This is a genomic window from Microbacterium sp. (genome assembly GCF_047606685.1).
GTDB lineage: Bacteria > Actinomycetota > Actinomycetes > Actinomycetales > Microbacteriaceae > Microbacterium.
On record NZ_JASGEC010000050.1, the window covers coordinates 1 to 17,210 of the forward strand.

Below are 17,210 nucleotides of genomic sequence, written 5' to 3' on the forward strand. Positions count from 1 at the left end.
ACGAGTCGTGGGTCACCCTCGGCCCCATCCTGAAGTCCATCGCCGAGGTCGCCGAGGGCGAGCCGTGCGTCACGCACGTCGGCCACGACGGCGCCGGCCACTTCGTCAAGATGGTGCACAACGGCATCGAGTACGCCGACATGCAGCTCATCGCCGAGGCGTACGACCTCATCCGCCGCGGCACCGGCAAGACCCCCGCCGAGATCGGCGAGGTGTTCGCCGAGTGGAACCGCGGCGAGCTCGAGTCGTATCTCATCGAGATCACCTCCGAGGTGCTGAAGCAGACCGATGCCGCCACCGGCAAGGCGCTCGTGGACGTCATCGTCGACCAGGCCGGCGCCAAGGGCACCGGCGGCTGGACCGTGCAGACCGCGATCGACCTCGGCGTTCCCGTGTCGGGCATCGCCGAAGCGGTGTTCGCCCGGTCGCTGTCCTCTCACCCCGAGCAACGGGCGGTCTCCGGCGGCCTGCCCGGCCCTTCGACAAGCTCAGGGGCCGGAGGTTTCGCCGACGACGTCGACGCGTTCATCGAGGATGTGCGCCTCGCCCTGTTCGCGTCGAAGATCGTCGCCTACTCGCAGGGCTTCGACGAGATCCGCGCCGGCGCCGCGCAGTACGGCTGGAGCATCGACCTCGGCGCGGTGAGCAAGATCTGGCGGGGCGGATGCATCATCCGCGCGCAGTTCCTCAACCGCATCGCCGACGCGTACGCGGCCGACCCCGGCCTGCCCGTGCTGCTCACCGCCCCCTACTTCGTCGAGGCGCTCGGCCGCGCGCAAGCCGCGTGGCGGCGGATCGTCGCGACGTCGGCGAGCGCCGGCATCCCCTCCCCTGCGTTCTCGTCGTCGCTCGCCTACTACGACGGCCTGCGCGCCGACCGTCTGCCGGCGGCGCTCATCCAGGGGCAGCGCGACTTCTTCGGCGCGCACACCTACCGGCGCGTCGACAAAGAGGGCACCTTCCACACGCAGTGGTCGGGCGACCGCTCGGAGGTTTCGGCGGTCGACACGCACTGAGACGTGGCGCTGCTCCTGTTGCGGTTCACAGAGAGCGCATAGCCCGCTCCATAGGAAGCGCATAGCTTTGCATTCACAATGAGAGCATGACCGATTCCAGCTCCGCCCTGCTCCGCCCCGATGGCAACCCCCTGCGCGTGCTCGTCGTGGACGACGAGCACATGCTCACCGACCTCCTGTCGATGGCCCTGCGCATGGAGGGCTGGGAGGTGCGCACCGCCGCCTCGGGCTACGAGGCGCTGCAGGGCGTGCGCGAGTTCTCCCCCGACGCGATGGTGCTCGACATCATGATGCCCGACCTCGACGGCATGGCGGTGCTGCAGCGGCTGCGCCAGGCGGGCAACGACGTGCCGGTGCTGTTCCTGACCGCGAAGGACGCCGTCGCCGACCGGGTCGCCGGGCTCACGGCGGGCGGCGACGACTACGTCACCAAGCCCTTCAGCCTCGAGGAGGTCGTCGCCCGGCTGCGCGGCCTCATGCGCCGCGCCGGCACTGCTCTGGCCAGCGCGGCCGACCCCACGCTGCGCGTGGGCGACCTGTCGCTGAACGAGGACTCGCACGAGGTGGAGCGCGGCGGCGAGGAGATCGAGCTGACGGCGACGGAGTTCGAGCTGCTGCGCTTCCTCATGCGCAATCAGCGCCGCGTCGTGTCGAAGGCGCAGATTCTCGATCGCGTCTGGAACTACGACTTCGGCGGCAGGTCCAGCATCGTCGAGCTGTACATCTCGTACCTCCGCAAAAAACTCGACGCCGGCCGCGAGCCTCTCATCCACACCGTGCGCGGCGTCGGGTACATGATCAAGGCGCCGCAGTGACCAAGCCCGCCCCCGTGCAGCGATCGCGCCGGCCGCTGAGCCTGCAGACGCGGCTCATCGCGACGGTGATCGCGATCGTCGCGCTGCTGCTGGTCGTGGTCGCCGTCGCGACCAGCACGATCCTGGGCGGCGTGCTCAAGCAGAACCTCGACGCCCAGATCGCGTCGACAGCCCGGTCGGTGCAGATCTTCACGCCCGGCCTCGCGCCTCAGCAGCGGGACGCCTACGACGCGCTGTCGCACGGGCGCCAGCCGTACGGCTTCCTGCTGATGCTGCGCACCGACGACGGCGCCACGAGCGGCGCGGTGGTCGGCGCGGACGGCGTCGTCATCGAGCTCACCTCGACGCAGGAGGCCGAGTTGGAGAAGGCGATCGACGCAGGGAGCCCCGATGTCACGCTCACCGGGCTCGGCGCATACCGCGTCACCCCGGTCTCCGTGCCCGACACGCCCACCACCGGCCTCGCGGGGCTGCCGCTGAGCGAGGTCAACGCGACGATCGCGACCATGCTGCTGACCGTCGGCGTCGTGACCGCGGGGGGCTTGCTCTTGCTCGCGGTGGCGATCGCGATCGTCATCCGCCTCGGGCTGCGGCCGCTGCGGGCGGTCGCAGCCACGGCGACGCGGGTCGCATCCCTCCCGCTCGACCAGGGCTCGGTGTCGATCGCCGAGCGCGTGCCGCCGGCCGAGGCGGACGAGCGCACCGAGGTCGGCCGCGTGGGCGCGGCGTTGAACACTCTGCTCGACCACGTGGACTCGTCGCTGGATGCTCGGCAGCGCAACGAGGAGCGGATGCGACGCTTCGTCGCCGACGCGAGCCACGAGCTGCGCACGCCGCTCGCGTCCATTCGCGGGTACTCGGAGCTGTCACTTCGCGCCCTGCGAAACCCTCGGGGCTCCTCGACCGTGGGCGACGACACCGAATCGGCGCTGGAGCGCATCCAGGCGCAGTCGCTGCGGATGACGACGCTCGTCGAAGACCTGCTGCTGCTCGCCCGCCTCGACGAGGGCCAAGAGCTCGTCTACGGCGCGGTCGATCTCACGCAGCTCGTCATCGAGGCGGTGGGCGACGCGCGGCCCGCCGGACCCGACCACACGTGGCGGCTCGACATCGGGCCGGACCCGGTCGTGGTCGCCGGAGACACGACACGGCTGCACCAGGTCGTGGCGAACCTGCTCGCCAACGCGCGCACCCACACGCCGGCGGGAACGACCGTGCGCGTCTCGGTGGAGCGGGATGGCGCCGACGCGGTGCTGCGCGTCCGCGACGACGGGCCCGGCATCGACCCTGCCGTGGCGGACGAGCTGTTCGAGCGCTTTTCGCGCGCCGACCGGTCGCGGGCGCGCAAGACCGGCGGGAGCGGCCTTGGCCTGTCGATCGCCCGCGCGATCGTGGGGGCGCACCACGGCGCGATCTCGGTGGACAGCGTGCCGGGCGACACCGTGTTCACGGTGCGGCTGCCCGCGCGCCCGGCCGAGCCGTCGGCCGACGAGCCCGCCGCCGCCTCCGCGCCGGCCTGACCGGCGGACTCCGCCGCGTCCGCGCCGCGTTCAGTTGCCGCAATCCGCGCTCGAGCCGCGCGGAACGCGGCAACTCACGAGGCGGTGCGGGATGCTGCGGCGTCCCCGCCGCTTTGAGTTGCCGCGAACCGCGGGAGCGAACCGCAGAACGCGGCAACTCAACGAGATCGTGGGGCTCCGGCATCCCCTCGCTGCTTTCGATTGCCACGATCTGCAGAACCCACCGCAGAACGCGGCAACTCAACGCGGGCGCCGTGCGCGCGCACGCGGGTCAGTAGCCGGAGAAGGCGTCGGTCGTCACCGAGCGCGCCTTCGCGAGGGCGGGCGCGAGGTCGGCGAGCAGGCCGGCCGGACCGGACGCGTACGCGTGACGCGCGTCGATATCGGGCACGACGCGGGCGAGCCCTTCGGCGTCGAGGCGGACGCCCTCCGCCCACACCCAGTTCGACCGCAGCGCCGCGGGCCGGTCGCGTGTGAAGACGACGACAGGGATGCCGGATGCCTCGATGTCGGCGCGGAACGCAAGCTCGGACGCGCTCGAGGCGACGTAGACCAGCACGACGTCGCGATCCTCGCGCGCCAGCGTCATGTGCCGCAGCTGACCGACGAACGGCGTGACGCCGATGCCCGCGGCCACCATCAGCACCGGAGCGAGCTCGCGGCGCGGCAGCACGAAGTCGCCCCACACCCCGGTGACGGCGAGCCGGTCGCCGGGTTGCACCTGTGCGAGCGCACGCTTGTAGCTGGAGGGCTTCGGGGCGGGGTGGGGCGGCCCCTCGACAAGCTCAGGGGCCGGGGCGGGGTGCTCAGGGGCCGGGGCGGGGTGCTCAGGGGCCGAAGCCGCGGCCTCGCGAAACGCGATCTCGATGACCGGCAGGTCTTCCGGCGCCGACACGATGCTGAACTCGCGGCGCGTGCCGCGCGCGTCGGGATGCGGGTGCGGGACGTCGAGCTCCAGATACTGCCCCGCCACGAAGCGCACTGGGCGCGAGGCGCGAAACGTCAGCCGGCGCACGGTCGCCGTGGCATCCGACCGCTTCTCGAGCGTGACACGCACCGCGGTGCGCAGGGCAAACGCGAAGGCGAGCAGGTTGCCGACGAGCAGCGCGCGCTCTTGGCCGAGCGTGACGGGCCCGGCATCGATCGGCCACCCCACGAGCACCCCGACGAACGCCGCGACGACCAGCTGCTGCCAGCGACGGGGCGGCTGGGTCAACGGCTCGGGCAGCATGAACGCGCCGAGGAACAGCACGGGCGACGACCACAGGGCGAGCGAGAGCAGCTGTCCGCTGTCGACCACGGCCCCCGCCGCCTGCAGTTGAGCGGCCAGCCGGAAGACCGCCACGCCCACCGCGACGACCAGGAACACGGCGACCATGCGCAGCTTCTCGGTGCGCCACAGCACGATGAGCCCCGCGATCGCAACCGGCGCCGCGAGCGCCGAGGAGCCGACCCACCACGCCGACGCGCCGAGGTCGGGCCAGGCCACGCTCAGCAGCGTGAGCGCGGTCGCCCCGATCGCGGCCGGGTTGAAGACGTGCCGCCCGCGCCACGCGAGGACATATTTCGAGACGGATGCCGCGGCCGCGGCAAGCGCAATGCCGGCCAGTCCCGCCGGCTCAAGCGTCGGCCGCAACACGAACAGCAGGATGCCGCCCGTGATCAACGACGACTCGTAGCGGTGCGGCAGCCGCAATGCGCGTTGCGCCACACTGTCGACGGCGACGCCTGCCGCCATCAGCACAACAAGCGTGGCGACCAGCTCGAGCGGTTGGGGAGAGACGAGTCCGAACACCGACAGCACCAGCGCGATCACGGTGAGCGCGGCCAGCGCGCACAGCGTCAGCCGGTACATCGACGCACGCCCGAGCAGCTGCAGCACGCGGTTCCAGAGCCCCGTCAAGGACGAAAATGTCATCGTGTGAACAACTCTGCCGGAGAACCCGGCGAGTACTCGACCCGGCCGTCCGACAGCATCCGCACCCACTCGACCCCCCACTCGTGCGCCAGCCGGTCGCCACCGTCGAAGAAGAGCGCGGTCGCGATCGCGTCGGCGCGCATCGCGGTCGACGCGACCGCCCACGTCGCCACGACCGTGCGCACCGGCTCGCCCGTGCGGGCGTCGAGCACGTGGTGCAGTCCGTCGCCCCACGCCCGCCGGTTCGCGGCCGACGCGCACAGCGCGCCGTCGCGCAGCTCGATGACGCCGATCGCGCGCGTGAGGTCGTAAGGATGCTCGAGCCCGATGCGCACAGGGGCTCCGCGCGCCACGAGGTCGCCACCGGCATCCACCACCACGTCGCCCTCGGTCCACTGCGCCACGACCTCGAGCACGCGGTCCACAAGCCGGCCCTTGCCGAGAGCGCCGACGTCGATGAGCGCGGGGCTGGTGAGCAGCATCCGCTCCTCGGTCCACGCGAGCTGCTCGCGCCAGTCGCGCGGCGCTGCGACGGGGCCGCCGACGGGTCGCAGCGTGTAGTCGGCGTCGTATCCGAGCCGCTCGAGCGACTCGCCGACGAGCGGGTTCACCGCGCCGTCGGTCGCATCCGACAGCGCGACGTACGCGTCGAGCATGTCCGCCGTGTCGGGCGGGGCGGGCATCACGCCCGCTCCGCGCGCGAGCGACGAGACGAGCGAGTCTGGGCGAAAACGCGACCAGTCGGCGTCGAACGCCGCGATGAGCGACTGCACCGCCAGCCGCGCGACCGGCGAGAGGACGGCGGATGTCTCGATCTCCCACACGGTGCCGATGGCGTCGAAGCGCCACACCGAGCCGGGCCTCGTGTTCCGAGCCTGTCCCGCTCCCTGAGCCTGTCCCGCTCCCTGAGCCTGTCCCGCTCCCTGAGCCTGTCCCGCTCCCTGAGCCTGTCGAAGGGCCGCCTGCGGCTCGCTCATCGGCCGCATCGCCCGCGCCTCGCCCACCAGCCGAGCCTACGCCGCCGCTTGCTGCTTGATCTGCTCGATCGCCTGGTTGAAGCCGCCGCTGGTCAGCGACGAGCCGGCGACGCGGCTGACCGCGATCTCATCGATGTCCTTGCCGACCACTTCGCCCTCGATGCCGCCGATGAACTCGGCCTGGTACTTCTCGGACTCGGGCCGCTGCGGGTCGCCGGTCACGTCGACCTCGGTGATGGTGTCGGACTCGAGCGCGACGGTGACGTTGATGGTCTCCACCGTCTCGGGCGTCGCGTACGTGCCCTCGGCGGTGTACGAGCCGTCGGCGTATGTGCTGCCGCTGCTGCCCGACGCGGACTTGCTGGACTGGCCCGCGGCCCCGTTCGAGACGCCCGCGCACCCGGCGAGGGCCAACAGTCCGGCGACGCCGACGAGGGCGGCTCCGGCTCGAGCGGGACGGGATGCGGCAACGGTGCGGATCATGGCGGTTCTCCTCGGGCGGGGCCTGGGATGCGTTGACGTCAAACTACGGGCGCGCTCCCGGCATCCACTATGCCGAACCTATGTATGGACACTGAGCCGCGTCGTGAACGCTACGCCTGCCCGTCGAACATGCTCGTCACCGAGCCGTCCTCGAAGACTTCGTGGATGGCGCGTGCCAGCAGCGGCGCGATCGGCAACACGGTCAAGGTGTCGAAGCGCTTCTCTGGGCCCAGTGGCACCGTGTCGGTGACCACGACCTCGTCGACAGAGCCATCCTGCAGTCGCTCGGGGGCCGGGTCACTGAAGATCGCGTGCGTCGCGGCGACGATCACGCGCTCCGCGCCGTTCGCCTTCAACGCCTGCGCGGCCTTGACGATCGTGCCGCCGGTGTCGATCATGTCGTCGACGAGCAGGCACACGCGACCGTGCACATTTCCGACGATCTCGTTGACGGTGACCTGGTTCGCCACGTTCGGGTCGCGGCGCTTGTGGATGATCGCCAGCGGCGCGTCGAGGCTGTCCGACCAGCGGTCGGCGACGCGCACGCGGCCGGTGTCGGGCGAGACGACCGTGAGCTTGGCCCGGTCGTCGGCGCTCAGGGTGCGCTCGAAGTACTCCTCGAGCACAGGCTTGGCGAACAGGTGGTCGACGGGCCCGTCGAAGAAGCCCTGGATCTGCGCGGCGTGCAGGTCGACGCTCATGACCCGGTCGGCCCCGGCGGTGCGCAGCAGGTCGGCGACGAGCCGCGCGCTGATCGGCTCGCGCCCGCGGCCCTTCTTGTCTTGCCGCGAGTACGGGTAGTACGGCGCGACGACCGTGATGCGCTTTGCCGAGGCGCGCTTGGCCGCGTCGAGCATGATGAGCGTTTCCATCAGCCACTCGTTGACGGGCGGGCCGAAGCTCTGCACGAGAAACAGGTCGCACCCGCGGATCGACTCCTCGAACCGCGTCAGGATCTCGCCGGAGGCGAAGGTGCGGTACTCCGTCGGCACCAGCTCGGTCTCCAGCGAAGCGGCGACCTCTTGCGCGAGAGGGCGGTGCGAGCGGCCGGAGGCAATGACGAGCCGCTTGATGTTCTTGACGACGAGCGCGGGCGCGATGTCGTCGGGGTGGTCGAAATCAGGCTTCTTGTTCTTCTTCCGAGCCATCTTCCGCTTTCTGTGCAGACCGGGAATGCGCTGCTGCTTCGGCTGCTGCAGTGCCCGGTCGGTTTTTCTCGACCCACCCCTCGAGATTGCGTTGAGGGGCGACGCTCAGAGCGAGCGCCCCGGCTGGCACATCCTTGCGGATGACAGCCCCAGCTCCGGTTTTCGCTCCGGCACCCAGCCTAACGGGCGCGACGAACACGTTGTGCGACCCGGTGTGCACTTCGTCGCCGATCTCGGTGCGGTGCTTGGCCAGGTCGTCGTAGTTGGCCGTGATGGCCCCGGCGCCGAGGTTGGCGCCCATGCCGATCGTGGTGTCGCCCACGTAGGAGAGGTGCGGCACCTTGCTGCGCTCGCCGATCGTGGCGTTCTTGGTCTCGACGAACGTGCCGATCTTGCCGTTCGCGCCGAGGCAGGTGCCCGGGCGCAGGTACGAGAAGGGCCCGACCGAGGCGCCCGCGCCGATCACAGCGAGCGTGCCGTCGGTGCGCTTGACGGTGGCGCCCTCCCCCACTTCGCAGTCCACGAGCGTCGTGTCGGGGCCGATCACCGCGCCGGTGGCGACGACCGTGGCGCGCAGCAGCTGCGTGCCGGGCAGGATCGTGACATCCGGCGCGAGCACCACGGTCTCGTCGATCCAGGTCGTGGTCGGGTCGATCACGGTGACACCCGCCAGCTGCCAGTCGCGAACAATGCGGGCGTTCAGGATGGCGGCGGCCTCTGCCAGCTGCACACGGTCGTTGACCCCGAGCGCCACCCGCGGGTCGGGGGCGGCAGCGGCGGCGACGGCCTCGTTCGCGGCGCGGAGCAGACCGATGACGTCGGTGAGGTAGCGCTCGCCCTGCGCGTTGGCGGTGTCGACGAGGCGGAGGTGGTCGCGCAGCGGGGCCGCCCGGAAGACGTAGACGCCCGCGTTGATCTCGTGCACGGCCGCCTCGTCGGGCGAGGCATCCCTCTCCTCGACGATGCGGGCGACGGACCCGTCAGCGGTCCGGATGACTCGTCCGTAGCCGGTCGGCTCGTCCAGCTCGGCGCTGAGAATCGTCGCGGCAGCGCCGGAGGCGCGGTGCGCGGCGATGAGCTCGGCGAGCGTGTCGGCCTGCAGCAGCGGCACGTCGCCGCTGAGCACCAGCACGTCGCCGCCGAAGTCGGCGGGAAGGCGCTCGAGCGCGACCTCGACGGCGCGCCCGGTGCCCGCAATCTCGTCCTGGTCGACGATCTCGAAGTCGGCTTCGCCGTCGTCGATGGCCTCCGCGACGCGATCGCGCTCGTGGCGCACCACGACGCGCACGTGCTCGGCGTGCAGGGCGCGGGCCGTCGCGATCACGTGCGAGACGAGGGGCCGTCCGCCGATCGGGTGCAGCACCTTGGGCAGCGACGACTTCATCCGGGTGCCTTGCCCCGCGGCGAGGATCACGATGGCGAGTTGAGTGTCGGTCATGCTCCGCCGCCAGGATTCGAACCTAGACCTCACAGCTCCAAAGGCTGTCGTGCTGCCGTTACACCACGGCGGACCGCACGCCCGGGCTGCCGGGCCGCCCGTCAAGTCTGCCACGGCGCCGCGCTCGGCCCCGCCGAGTCGAGGGGTTGGGGGATGATGGGGAGATGGCGCCGCGCGAGAACGACGAGGTCGACCGGATCGTGGACGCGTGGACCTCGCAGCGTCCCGACCTGGACTTCTCTCCGCTGGAGGTGCTGTCGCGCGTCGACCGGCTGTCGCGCCACCTCGACCGCGCGCGCCGCGACGCGTTCAAGCGCAGCGAGCTGGAGCCGTGGGAGTGGGATGTGCTCTCCGCGCTGCGCCGGGCCGGCGAGCCGTACCAGCTGAGCCCCAAGCAGTTGCTGCAGCAGACGCTCGTCTCCAGCGGCACCATGACCAACCGCATCGACCGCCTCGTGGGCAGGCGCCTCGTGCGGCGGGAGGCCGACCCAGACGACGGGCGCAGCATCCTGGTCACCCTCACTCACGACGGGCGGATCCGCGTGGACGCCGCCATCACCCGCCTCGTCGACGCGGAGGCGCTGCTGCTGGGCACGCTCTCGCGCTCCGACCGCGACCGCCTGGCCGCGTTGCTGCGCAAACTCAGCCTGGGCTTCGACCTCTAACGGCGCGTCTCGGCTGCTCGTCGCTTCGCGCGCGCGTTTCCTGCGGTCGCGCGCGCGATTCGCATGCGCGATTGCGGGTTTCTGTAGCGCGACGATTTCCGTGTGCGGGTTTCTGTAGCGCGTGCGGGCTGCGGGCGCGCGAAAGGAGAGGGATGCCGCTGAGCACGACAAAGCGGGCCCGCGGCCGAAGCCGCGAGCCCGCTCGAGCGGTGCGAGACCGTGCTCGCTCAGTACCGGTAGACGGTGAGCTTGAACGACTTGCTGTAGCCCGGCGCGTACTTGACCGAGCCGACCTTGAACTTGATCCGGCCGCCCTTGCCGCCGACGTTGTACTTGGCCGCGATCTTGATCTTCGCCGTCGAGTAGCTGGTGCCCGCCTTGAGCTTGCCGGTCTTGACCTTCTTGTACTTCGACGTGCCCTTGGCCTTGTAGTAGACGGTCACCTTGGCTCCGGCCTGGTAGTTGGGGGCCGTGAGCTTCGCCGGGAACGTCTTGTGCGCCTTGGCTGAGCCGCTGGCTCCGGTCAGCGCCCTCGAGTTCTTGGTGCTCGCCTTGACCGTGAGGTACTTCGTGGCGGAGACGGTCGTGACCGACCCGGAGACGACACGAGAGACCGGGAAGGTGATCTTGTACACACCGGGCGTGACCTGCTTGGGCACCGCGAACTTCACGGTGAAACCGCTGGCAGGGCTCACCGGGGTGCCCCCGGGCCAGGACGTCACGTAGGGCTTGACCACGCGGCTGGACTTGACGCCCTTGTTCTTCTTGTGCACCTTGATCGTCGGCGGGTAGACAGACGAGCCCGAGACCTTGCCGGCATAGTACGTGCCCGAAGGCCCGTCGAAAGTGACGGTGAACGCCTTGGTGCGCGTGGACTTGGTCGGAGCCGTCGTGCTGGACGACCCGGACACCGCGACGTTCGCGAGGCTCGACCCCTTGACGGCCGCCGAGGCCGGCGCGGTGATACCCAGGCCGAGTGCGAGCGCGGCAGCGGCCGCGATTCCGACAACCTTGGTTGATTTACTGAACATCCCTGAAGATTCCTCCAACTCGTGGGGCAAAGAACGCCCGACTGCCTAGCCTAAGCGCACGCTGGGAGTTTCATATGAGATCAGACAGGCCTTGAGCCAAGAAGTAACTTATTTGTCCGCTGCACGCGTCGAGGCGAGGGCGGCCTGAGCCCCGGCGGGGGTCGTTTGCGGCCGCTACGCCGTCATTCCAGCACCGAGTCGATCATCGCGACGATGCGCGTGGCCGCCCATTCGGTCGACAGGGGTCCGGGGTATCCGAGCGCCCAGGCGATATTGCCCTCGGACTCTTCCCCGTCGAAGACGTAGCTGCTGCCCGCGTTGTCGAAGATCACAGCATGGTTGTTCTTGACGGCATTGAGCTGCTGGAACAAGGGCTGCGTCGTGAGCAGTTCGTCGAACTCGGTGCGCTCCAGATCCTGCGTGTTGTTCGCGACGATGAGCACGTCAGCATCGACCTGACTGATGAGTTCAGTGCTGACCGTGGTCCGCTTGTTGTCGAACTGTTCGGCGAGGGGGTTGGCGCTGAAGCCGAGGCTGAGGAAGAGAGACTCGACGGTCGATCCGGTTCCAGAGTAATACTCGATCCCCCATTCGCCTCCGAACACGACCAGATAGGTCGCCGTCAATCCCTCGAACTCCGGGTTGTCCGCTCGCACGTCGCTGAAGAACTGGTCGTGGCCGTCGACCACGTCTTCTGCGGCGGCGCTGAGGTCCAGCGCCGTTGCGATCTGATCGAGGCGGTCTTGCCAGGTGTCCACGATGTCGTCGGAAGTCTCGGCGGCCAGGACCGGCGCGATTTCGGCGAGACGCTCGTACGCCTCAGCGCCGATGTCCTCCGCCGTGACGATGATGAGGTCCGGTTCGCTCGCGGCGACGGATTCGTACGGGTATGGCTCCGCGTCGTCGTAGGTGTACACGGTCTCGACCTCGTGCGGAAGCGCTTCGAGGGTCCAGATGGAGCGTTCGAAGGTGTCCGGTGCCAGCACCGGCGAAACTCCGATGCTGGCGAGGAGTTCGACATCAGTGCCGTAGGAGTTGACCACGGCGATCCGCTCGGGACGCTCCTCGAGCGATGTCTCGCCCCAAGCCGTCGTCAGCGCGAGCGGGTACTGCGTCACGCCCTCAGCCGCGGGCAACAGGCTTGTCGAGCTGCTGGCCGTCGCCGATCCTGTGTCGGGCCCGCCGCCACACCCTGACAGCAGGAGTGCCGCGACGATCGCGGCCCCCAGAGCAATGGCAGGTCGGAATCGTTCTGGGCGCACGGTCCTCATCAGTGGTTCTCTCTTGTTCGGGGTTGACTCAGGCGCCGGGAAGGCGCACGCACTCGATCGAGGTTAGCTTCGCCTTACCTTCACCGCTTATCATGAAGCGACTATTCGTTGTCCTGTCCAGGAGGCGTCTTCGTGCGGACTGTCAGCAGCATCCCGCTGCTCACGGTGGAGGAGCTTCCGCCAGTCTCGGCAGGACCGCTGTCGAACGATCGGCTTGTGCTGTTGCTCTGGGTGCGAGCAGGCCTGGCAATGGTCGAGGTGGCAGGGCGAGCGCATCGCGTCTCAACCGGGGAAGCGATCCTTGTCCCACCCGGTGTCGTCCATTCCGTCCAGACGGAGCAAGGAACGCTGGCCGTCCCGATCTTCGCCTCCGAGACGATGCTGCCGGCGGCACGTGCTGACGTGCGAATCGTGTCCGTCCCCGTGGGCTGGAACGACTGGCTGATGCATCGGTTTGCCGCCGGGGAGGTCACGCGCACCGCGCCTTTGCAGCAGCTCTTGCGCGAGACGTCTCCGACGAAGCGCTTGCGCGAGGTCGGCGACTACGCCGCATCCTTGCCGATGCCGCGTTCCTCCGCGGCCCGGTCAGTCGCAATGACGATCCTGCGAGCGCCCGGCAGCGGTATGTCCGCAACAGCGTTTGCGGAGCGAGAGCACATCAGCGTGAAGACGTTGCAGCGCCACTTCCGCAACGAGACCGGCCTCCTGCTGTCTGAATGGCGCACTCGAGCACGCGTGGCCGCAGCCGCGGCCCGACTGATCGAAGGGCACGGGATCGGATGGACCGCCCGGCAGGTGGGCTACACGTCGCCGGCCGGTTTCACTCGGGCGTTCCGACGGCACACAGGTGTCGCTCCGCGGGAGTTCGCGCGGCGCGTCGCGGTCGATGCCGCGTCGCGCGACAGCGCGGGCAACGACACCGTCGATGACGTCGCGGCGCGCATCGCACAGAGCCAGCCCGCGCCCACAATCCCTTCGGAGCTGCGGCCGGTCCAGATTGAGAACCGCCACGTGCTTCATTGGGCGTACCGAGGACGTGTGACACTTCGCATCGGGGCCCATGAACGACAGCTCCAACGCGGAGACCTCATCTGGGTTCCCGCGGGGGTGCCGTTCCAGGCCGCGCTCGGCGACGGCTCCGTATTGCTGCCCGTCGGCACTCGGCGCGGCCATGCGCACGTGGCGCCCGAGCACCTCACGACGTTCGCTTACCCGGCCTGTGCGGAGGACTACCTCCTTCACATCGCCCTGTCAGAGGAGACCTTGCTCAGGCCCGCCGTTGGCCCCGGAACCTTCGTCGACATGCTGTTCCGGGCGCAGTTTGGCCGCGACCAGGACGGTGCCGCGCTGCACGCTCATGCATCCTCTGTGGCAAAGATCGGCGCCGCGTTATGGCACGACCCTCGCAACGCGCGATCTCTGGCGGAGTGGGCGACCATCCTCCATGTCGACGCTCTGGAGCTGAGCCGGGAGTTCTCCCTGCAGACCGGAATGCCCTTTACCCAATGGCGATCGCGACTGCGCATGGACGTCGCTCGCGCACTCTTGTGGACCGAGAGAACGCCCGGCGACGTGGCGCGCCAGATTGGCTATAAGAGCACGTCGGCGTTCACGAAGGCGTTCTCTGCCGCTCACGGGATGTCGCCGCGGGAATACCAGCGTCACGAAGCCGCGATCTCGCCTGCGGGCAGCCAGCGAGACTCGGTCCGTCCCATCCGCAGGGGAACCGTCCGAAGCTGGTGCTAGCCGAGCAGTTCGGATAACTCCAGCCAACGCTCTTCGAGCCGCACGGTCTCTGCCTCGAACTCTCGCAAGCGGTCGGTATGCGCTTGGAGCCCCACGTAGTCGGTGTGATCGTGGTCGGCCATCCGCTCGTGGACATCCTTGATGTTCGCGCCGAGCCTCTCCAGCCGTCGCTCGATCGCGCTCAGCTCCTTCTGCGCCGCACGCTGCTGCGCGCCGGACAGCGCTCCCCCGATGGTTGAGCGACCGGAGGGAGACGAAACTCGCTCGCCGCGTTTCGTCTCATCGCTGCGCTCCTCGCTCAACGACCGGGAAGCAGAACGCAGTTGCAGGTACTCGTCCACGCCGCGCGGGAGATGCCGGAGCCGGCCGTCGAGGATCGCGTACTGCTGGTCGGTCACGCGCTCCAGGAAGTAGCGGTCGTGGCTCACGACCAAGAGCGTTCCCGGCCACGAGTCCAGCAGGTCTTCGAGGGCTGTGAGCATGTCAGTGTCGAGGTCGTTGGTGGGCTCGTCGAGGATGAGCACGTTGGGCTGGTCGAGCAGGATGAGCAGGAGCTGGAGCCGCCGCTTCTGGCCGCCGGAGAGGTCTTTCACCGGAGTCGACAGCTGCGCCGAGGCGAATCCCATCCGCTCCAGCAGCTGCCCGGGAGTGAGCTCGGTCGCCTTGGCGCCGGCCCCTGAGCTTGTCGAGGGGCCCACCGTGTAGCTCGTGCGCAGCCTCGCGATGACCACGCGCACAGGGTCGTCGAGGTGCTCCTCGAGCTCGTCGAGACGTTGCGTCAGAGTCGCGACCCGCACAGTCTTGCCCCGCTTGACGCGGCCCGTCGTGGGGTCGATCGTGCCCGCCACGAGCCCCAAGAGTGTCGACTTCCCGGCGCCGTTCACCCCGAGGATGGCGGTGCGCTCCCCCGGCGCGATGCGCCACTGGACATCCCGCAGCACGTCCCGCCCGTCGTACGCGACGCCGGCGTCGAGCACGTCGACGACGTCTTTGCCGAGCCGCGCGACGGCAAGCGACTGCAGCTCGGTCTTGTTGCGCAGCTCGGGGACGTCTTCGATCAGCGCGTTCGCGGCCTCGATGCGGAACTTCGGCTTCGACGTGCGCGCCGGAGCGCCGCGGCGCAGCCACGCCAGCTCTTTGCGCGCGAGGTTCTGCCGGCGCTGCTCGACGACAGCGGCCTGCCGGTCGCGCTCGACCCGCTGCAGGATGTACGCGGCGTACCCTCCCTCGAACGGCTCGACGACACGGTCGTGCACCTCCCACGTCGTCGTGCACACTTCGTCGAGGAACCACCGGTCGTGCGTCACGACGAGCAGCCCTCCGGCGTTCGCCGGCCAGCGCCGCTTCAGGTGCGCGGCAAGCCACGCGATCGCCTCGACGTCGAGGTGGTTCGTGGGCTCGTCGAGGAACAGCACGTCGTGGTCGCCCGCCAGCAACCGCGCCAGCGAGACGCGGCGGCGCTGGCCGCCGGAGAGCGTGCCGAGCGCGGCATCCCACGGCACGTCGGACAACAGCCCGGCGATGATCTCGCGGACACGCGCCGATCCCGCCCACTCGTGCTCCGGGCCGTCGCCGACCACGGCGTGGCCCACCGTCTCGTCGTCGGGCAGGATGTCGCTCTGCTCCAGCACCCCGATGCGCACCCCGCGCCGCACCGTCACTCGGCCGGAGTCGGGGGCGAGGCGGCCGGCGAGCATCGCGAGCAACGAGCTCTTGCCGTCTCCGTTGCGGCCGACGACGCCGATGCGGTCGCCCTCGTCGATGCCGAGCGAGACCGAGTCGAAGACGACCTTGGTCGGGAAGTCGAGGTGCAGGGCTTCGGCCCCGAGAAGATGCGCCATGTCCCGTCCAGCGTAAGCGAGCCGGCGCCGGCGCTCAGTACCAGAAACTCAGGCGCGGCGGGCGGTGCCAGCCGAACACGCGCGCGGCCAGCGCGGCATCCGTCGTCTGCACCCGACCGGCGTCGGCGAGGGTCGCGAGCGACACACCGCCAAGGTAGGCGGCGGACAGCTCGGTGACGCCGAGCCGCACACGGACCGCGTCGTCGGGGGCCCCCGCCGCCGGCGACACGGTGCCCACGCCTTCGTCGTCGACCTCCAGCAGCCACGTGCCCGCGGCATAGCCGAGCGGATCGTCGACCTCGAGCAGCATCCGGCCGGCGGCTCCATACCGGCGCGCGCTGAGGGCGGCGGTCACGTCGAGGACGCGCACGTAATGATGGTCGCTCACCGTCACGCGCGCGGCGCGCTGGTCGGAGATCATCCACAGCAGCGGCTCGTCCACCGACAGCTCGCTCGCGCGCACCTCGGCCACGAGGTCGAGCTCCACGAAGAACCGCCAGAGCGCGGCGTAGGCGTCGGGTGTCTCGGCCGCCAAGTACTCCAGGCGCACGGTCGCCTTGGTGAAGTCGTCGTCGTTCTCCTTGAGGGTGTACAGCGCCGCCCCGCGCACCTCGCCGGCCTCGTCGGCGTACTGCACGGCCCGCTTGGCGCCGGCGTCCTTCGACTCGGGCAGGGTGCCGGCGAACAGGTCGAAGTGGCCCGCGGGCATGTCGAGCTCTCCGGCATCCCTCCCCCGCGCCCGCTCGTGCACGGCGGCGACCACGTCGCGCCACCGCTCCCGCGACACGAAGTCGACCCGGCCGCCGGGCGTGGGGCCGGCCCACGCGGCGCGTTTCACGTCGAGGACGAGCGAGGCGGCCGCGGCCGCGGCCCCGAACCCGTAGCGACCGTAGATGGTCGACTCGCTCACGGTGAGCACGGAGAGCGGGAGGCCGGATGCCGCAGCCAGCCGCAGCTCCTCTTCCAGCAGCACGCGGGCGATGCCGCGACGGCGGTGCGTGGGCGAGACGGTGACGGACGAGATGGCGGATGCCGGGACGGCGCCGCCGCCGGGGACGGTCAGCTCCGCGACCCACGAGGCGATGGTCGCGACCGGCCAGTCCGGCATCGCGGCAGCGGCGTCGTAGACGCCCGTCTTCCGCCGGTAAGGAGTGCGCTCGCGCGCCGACGCCACCTCTTCGGGCGAGCGCTCGGAGCCGAGGAACGCGCGAGTGACGACCTGCAGCCACGGCTCGAAGCCGTCGGCGGTGTCGACGAGGCACGTGTCCAGCCCCTGGCCGGCCAGCCGCGCCGACGCGGCGCTCGGCGGGGTCGTGAGATATGCGTCGTGCGGCATGGGAG

General features: G+C 70.0%; 14 protein-coding genes and 1 tRNA gene. 5 read left to right on the top strand and 10 right to left on the bottom strand.

Translation table 11 applies throughout. The features are described from left to right. From gndA to QM611_RS05505, 3 genes are all read left to right on the top strand, one after another. Positions 1-1,016, top strand: a 1,016-nt coding sequence (gndA, locus tag QM611_RS05495) for an NADP-dependent phosphogluconate dehydrogenase (RefSeq protein WP_415078899.1), incomplete at its 5' end; no start/stop codon positions are given. A gap of 86 nt (positions 1,017-1,102) precedes the next feature. Next, the gene (locus QM611_RS05500; RefSeq protein ID WP_415078900.1) at positions 1,103-1,831 is read left to right on the top strand and encodes a response regulator transcription factor; all 729 of its coding nucleotides are present in this window, start codon (positions 1,103-1,105) and stop codon (positions 1,829-1,831) included. After that, the gene (locus tag QM611_RS05505; RefSeq protein WP_415078901.1) at positions 1,828-3,351 is read left to right on the top strand and encodes a sensor histidine kinase; all 1,524 of its coding nucleotides are present in this window, start codon (positions 1,828-1,830) and stop codon (positions 3,349-3,351) included. The genes QM611_RS05500 and QM611_RS05505 overlap by 4 nt, the downstream gene beginning before the upstream one ends. A gap of 271 nt (positions 3,352-3,622) precedes the next feature. Here the strand turns inward: QM611_RS05505 and QM611_RS05510 are convergent, their stop codons facing one another. The 6 genes from QM611_RS05510 to QM611_RS05535 all read right to left on the bottom strand — a co-directional run bounded on the left by QM611_RS05510 (position 3,623) and on the right by QM611_RS05535 (position 9,388). After that, entirely contained in the window at positions 3,623-5,269 is a 1,647-nt protein-coding gene (locus tag QM611_RS05510) for an FAD-dependent oxidoreductase (protein ID WP_415078902.1), read from the bottom strand. Continuing rightward, entirely contained in the window at positions 5,266-6,273 is a 1,008-nt protein-coding gene (locus tag QM611_RS05515) for an FAD:protein FMN transferase (protein WP_415078903.1), read from the bottom strand. Before QM611_RS05515 ends, QM611_RS05510 begins: the two co-directional genes overlap by 4 nt. 9 nt (positions 6,274-6,282) lie before the next feature. After that, positions 6,283-6,729: a hypothetical protein gene (locus QM611_RS05520; protein ID WP_415078904.1), complete on the bottom strand. Its 447-nt coding sequence runs from the start codon at positions 6,727-6,729 to the stop codon at positions 6,283-6,285. 110 nt (positions 6,730-6,839) lie between these two features. Then, the gene (locus tag QM611_RS05525; RefSeq protein ID WP_415078905.1) at positions 6,840-7,877 is read right to left on the bottom strand and encodes a ribose-phosphate diphosphokinase; all 1,038 of its coding nucleotides are present in this window, start codon (positions 7,875-7,877) and stop codon (positions 6,840-6,842) included. Beyond that, positions 7,849-9,315 (bottom strand): bifunctional UDP-N-acetylglucosamine diphosphorylase/glucosamine-1-phosphate N-acetyltransferase GlmU, encoded by a 1,467-nt coding sequence (gene glmU, locus QM611_RS05530; protein ID WP_415078906.1) that lies wholly within the window; start codon positions 9,313-9,315, stop codon positions 7,849-7,851. The genes QM611_RS05525 and glmU overlap by 29 nt, the downstream gene beginning before the upstream one ends. A 1-nt stretch (position 9,316) precedes the next feature. Next, positions 9,317-9,388 (bottom strand) — tRNA-Gln (locus QM611_RS05535). 91 nt (positions 9,389-9,479) lie between these two features. Between QM611_RS05535 and QM611_RS05540 the strand changes: the two genes are divergently transcribed. After that, the gene (locus QM611_RS05540; protein ID WP_415078907.1) at positions 9,480-9,980 is read left to right on the top strand and encodes a MarR family winged helix-turn-helix transcriptional regulator; all 501 of its coding nucleotides are present in this window, start codon (positions 9,480-9,482) and stop codon (positions 9,978-9,980) included. 227 nt (positions 9,981-10,207) lie between these two features. Here the strand turns inward: QM611_RS05540 and QM611_RS05545 are convergent, their stop codons facing one another. Next, complete coding sequence (locus QM611_RS05545; RefSeq protein WP_415078908.1) at positions 10,208-11,011, bottom strand: hypothetical protein; 804 nt, start codon at positions 11,009-11,011, stop codon at positions 10,208-10,210. Positions 11,012-11,193: 182 nt separating this feature from the next. Then, positions 11,194-12,282, bottom strand: a complete 1,089-nt coding sequence (locus tag QM611_RS05550; protein WP_415078909.1) for an ABC transporter substrate-binding protein — start codon at positions 12,280-12,282, stop codon at positions 11,194-11,196. Between the two features lie 132 nt (positions 12,283-12,414). Here QM611_RS05550 and QM611_RS05555 point away from each other — a divergent pair, with 132 nt between their 5' ends. Then, positions 12,415-14,028 carry a helix-turn-helix domain-containing protein gene (locus QM611_RS05555; protein WP_415078910.1) on the top strand — a complete coding sequence of 538 codons (1,614 nt, stop codon included), beginning with the start codon at positions 12,415-12,417 and terminating at the stop codon, positions 14,026-14,028. Here QM611_RS05555 and QM611_RS05560 read toward each other — a convergent pair. Both QM611_RS05560 and QM611_RS05565 read right to left on the bottom strand, forming a co-directional pair. Then, complete coding sequence (locus QM611_RS05560; protein ID WP_415078911.1) at positions 14,025-15,869, bottom strand: ABC-F family ATP-binding cassette domain-containing protein; 1,845 nt, start codon at positions 15,867-15,869, stop codon at positions 14,025-14,027. The two genes, QM611_RS05555 and QM611_RS05560, sit on opposite strands and share 4 nt — an antisense overlap. Before the next feature lie 34 nt (positions 15,870-15,903). Further along, positions 15,904-17,205 carry a GNAT family N-acetyltransferase gene (locus tag QM611_RS05565; RefSeq protein WP_415078912.1) on the bottom strand — a complete coding sequence of 434 codons (1,302 nt, stop codon included), beginning with the start codon at positions 17,203-17,205 and terminating at the stop codon, positions 15,904-15,906. Positions 17,206-17,210: the final 5 nt, after the last annotated feature.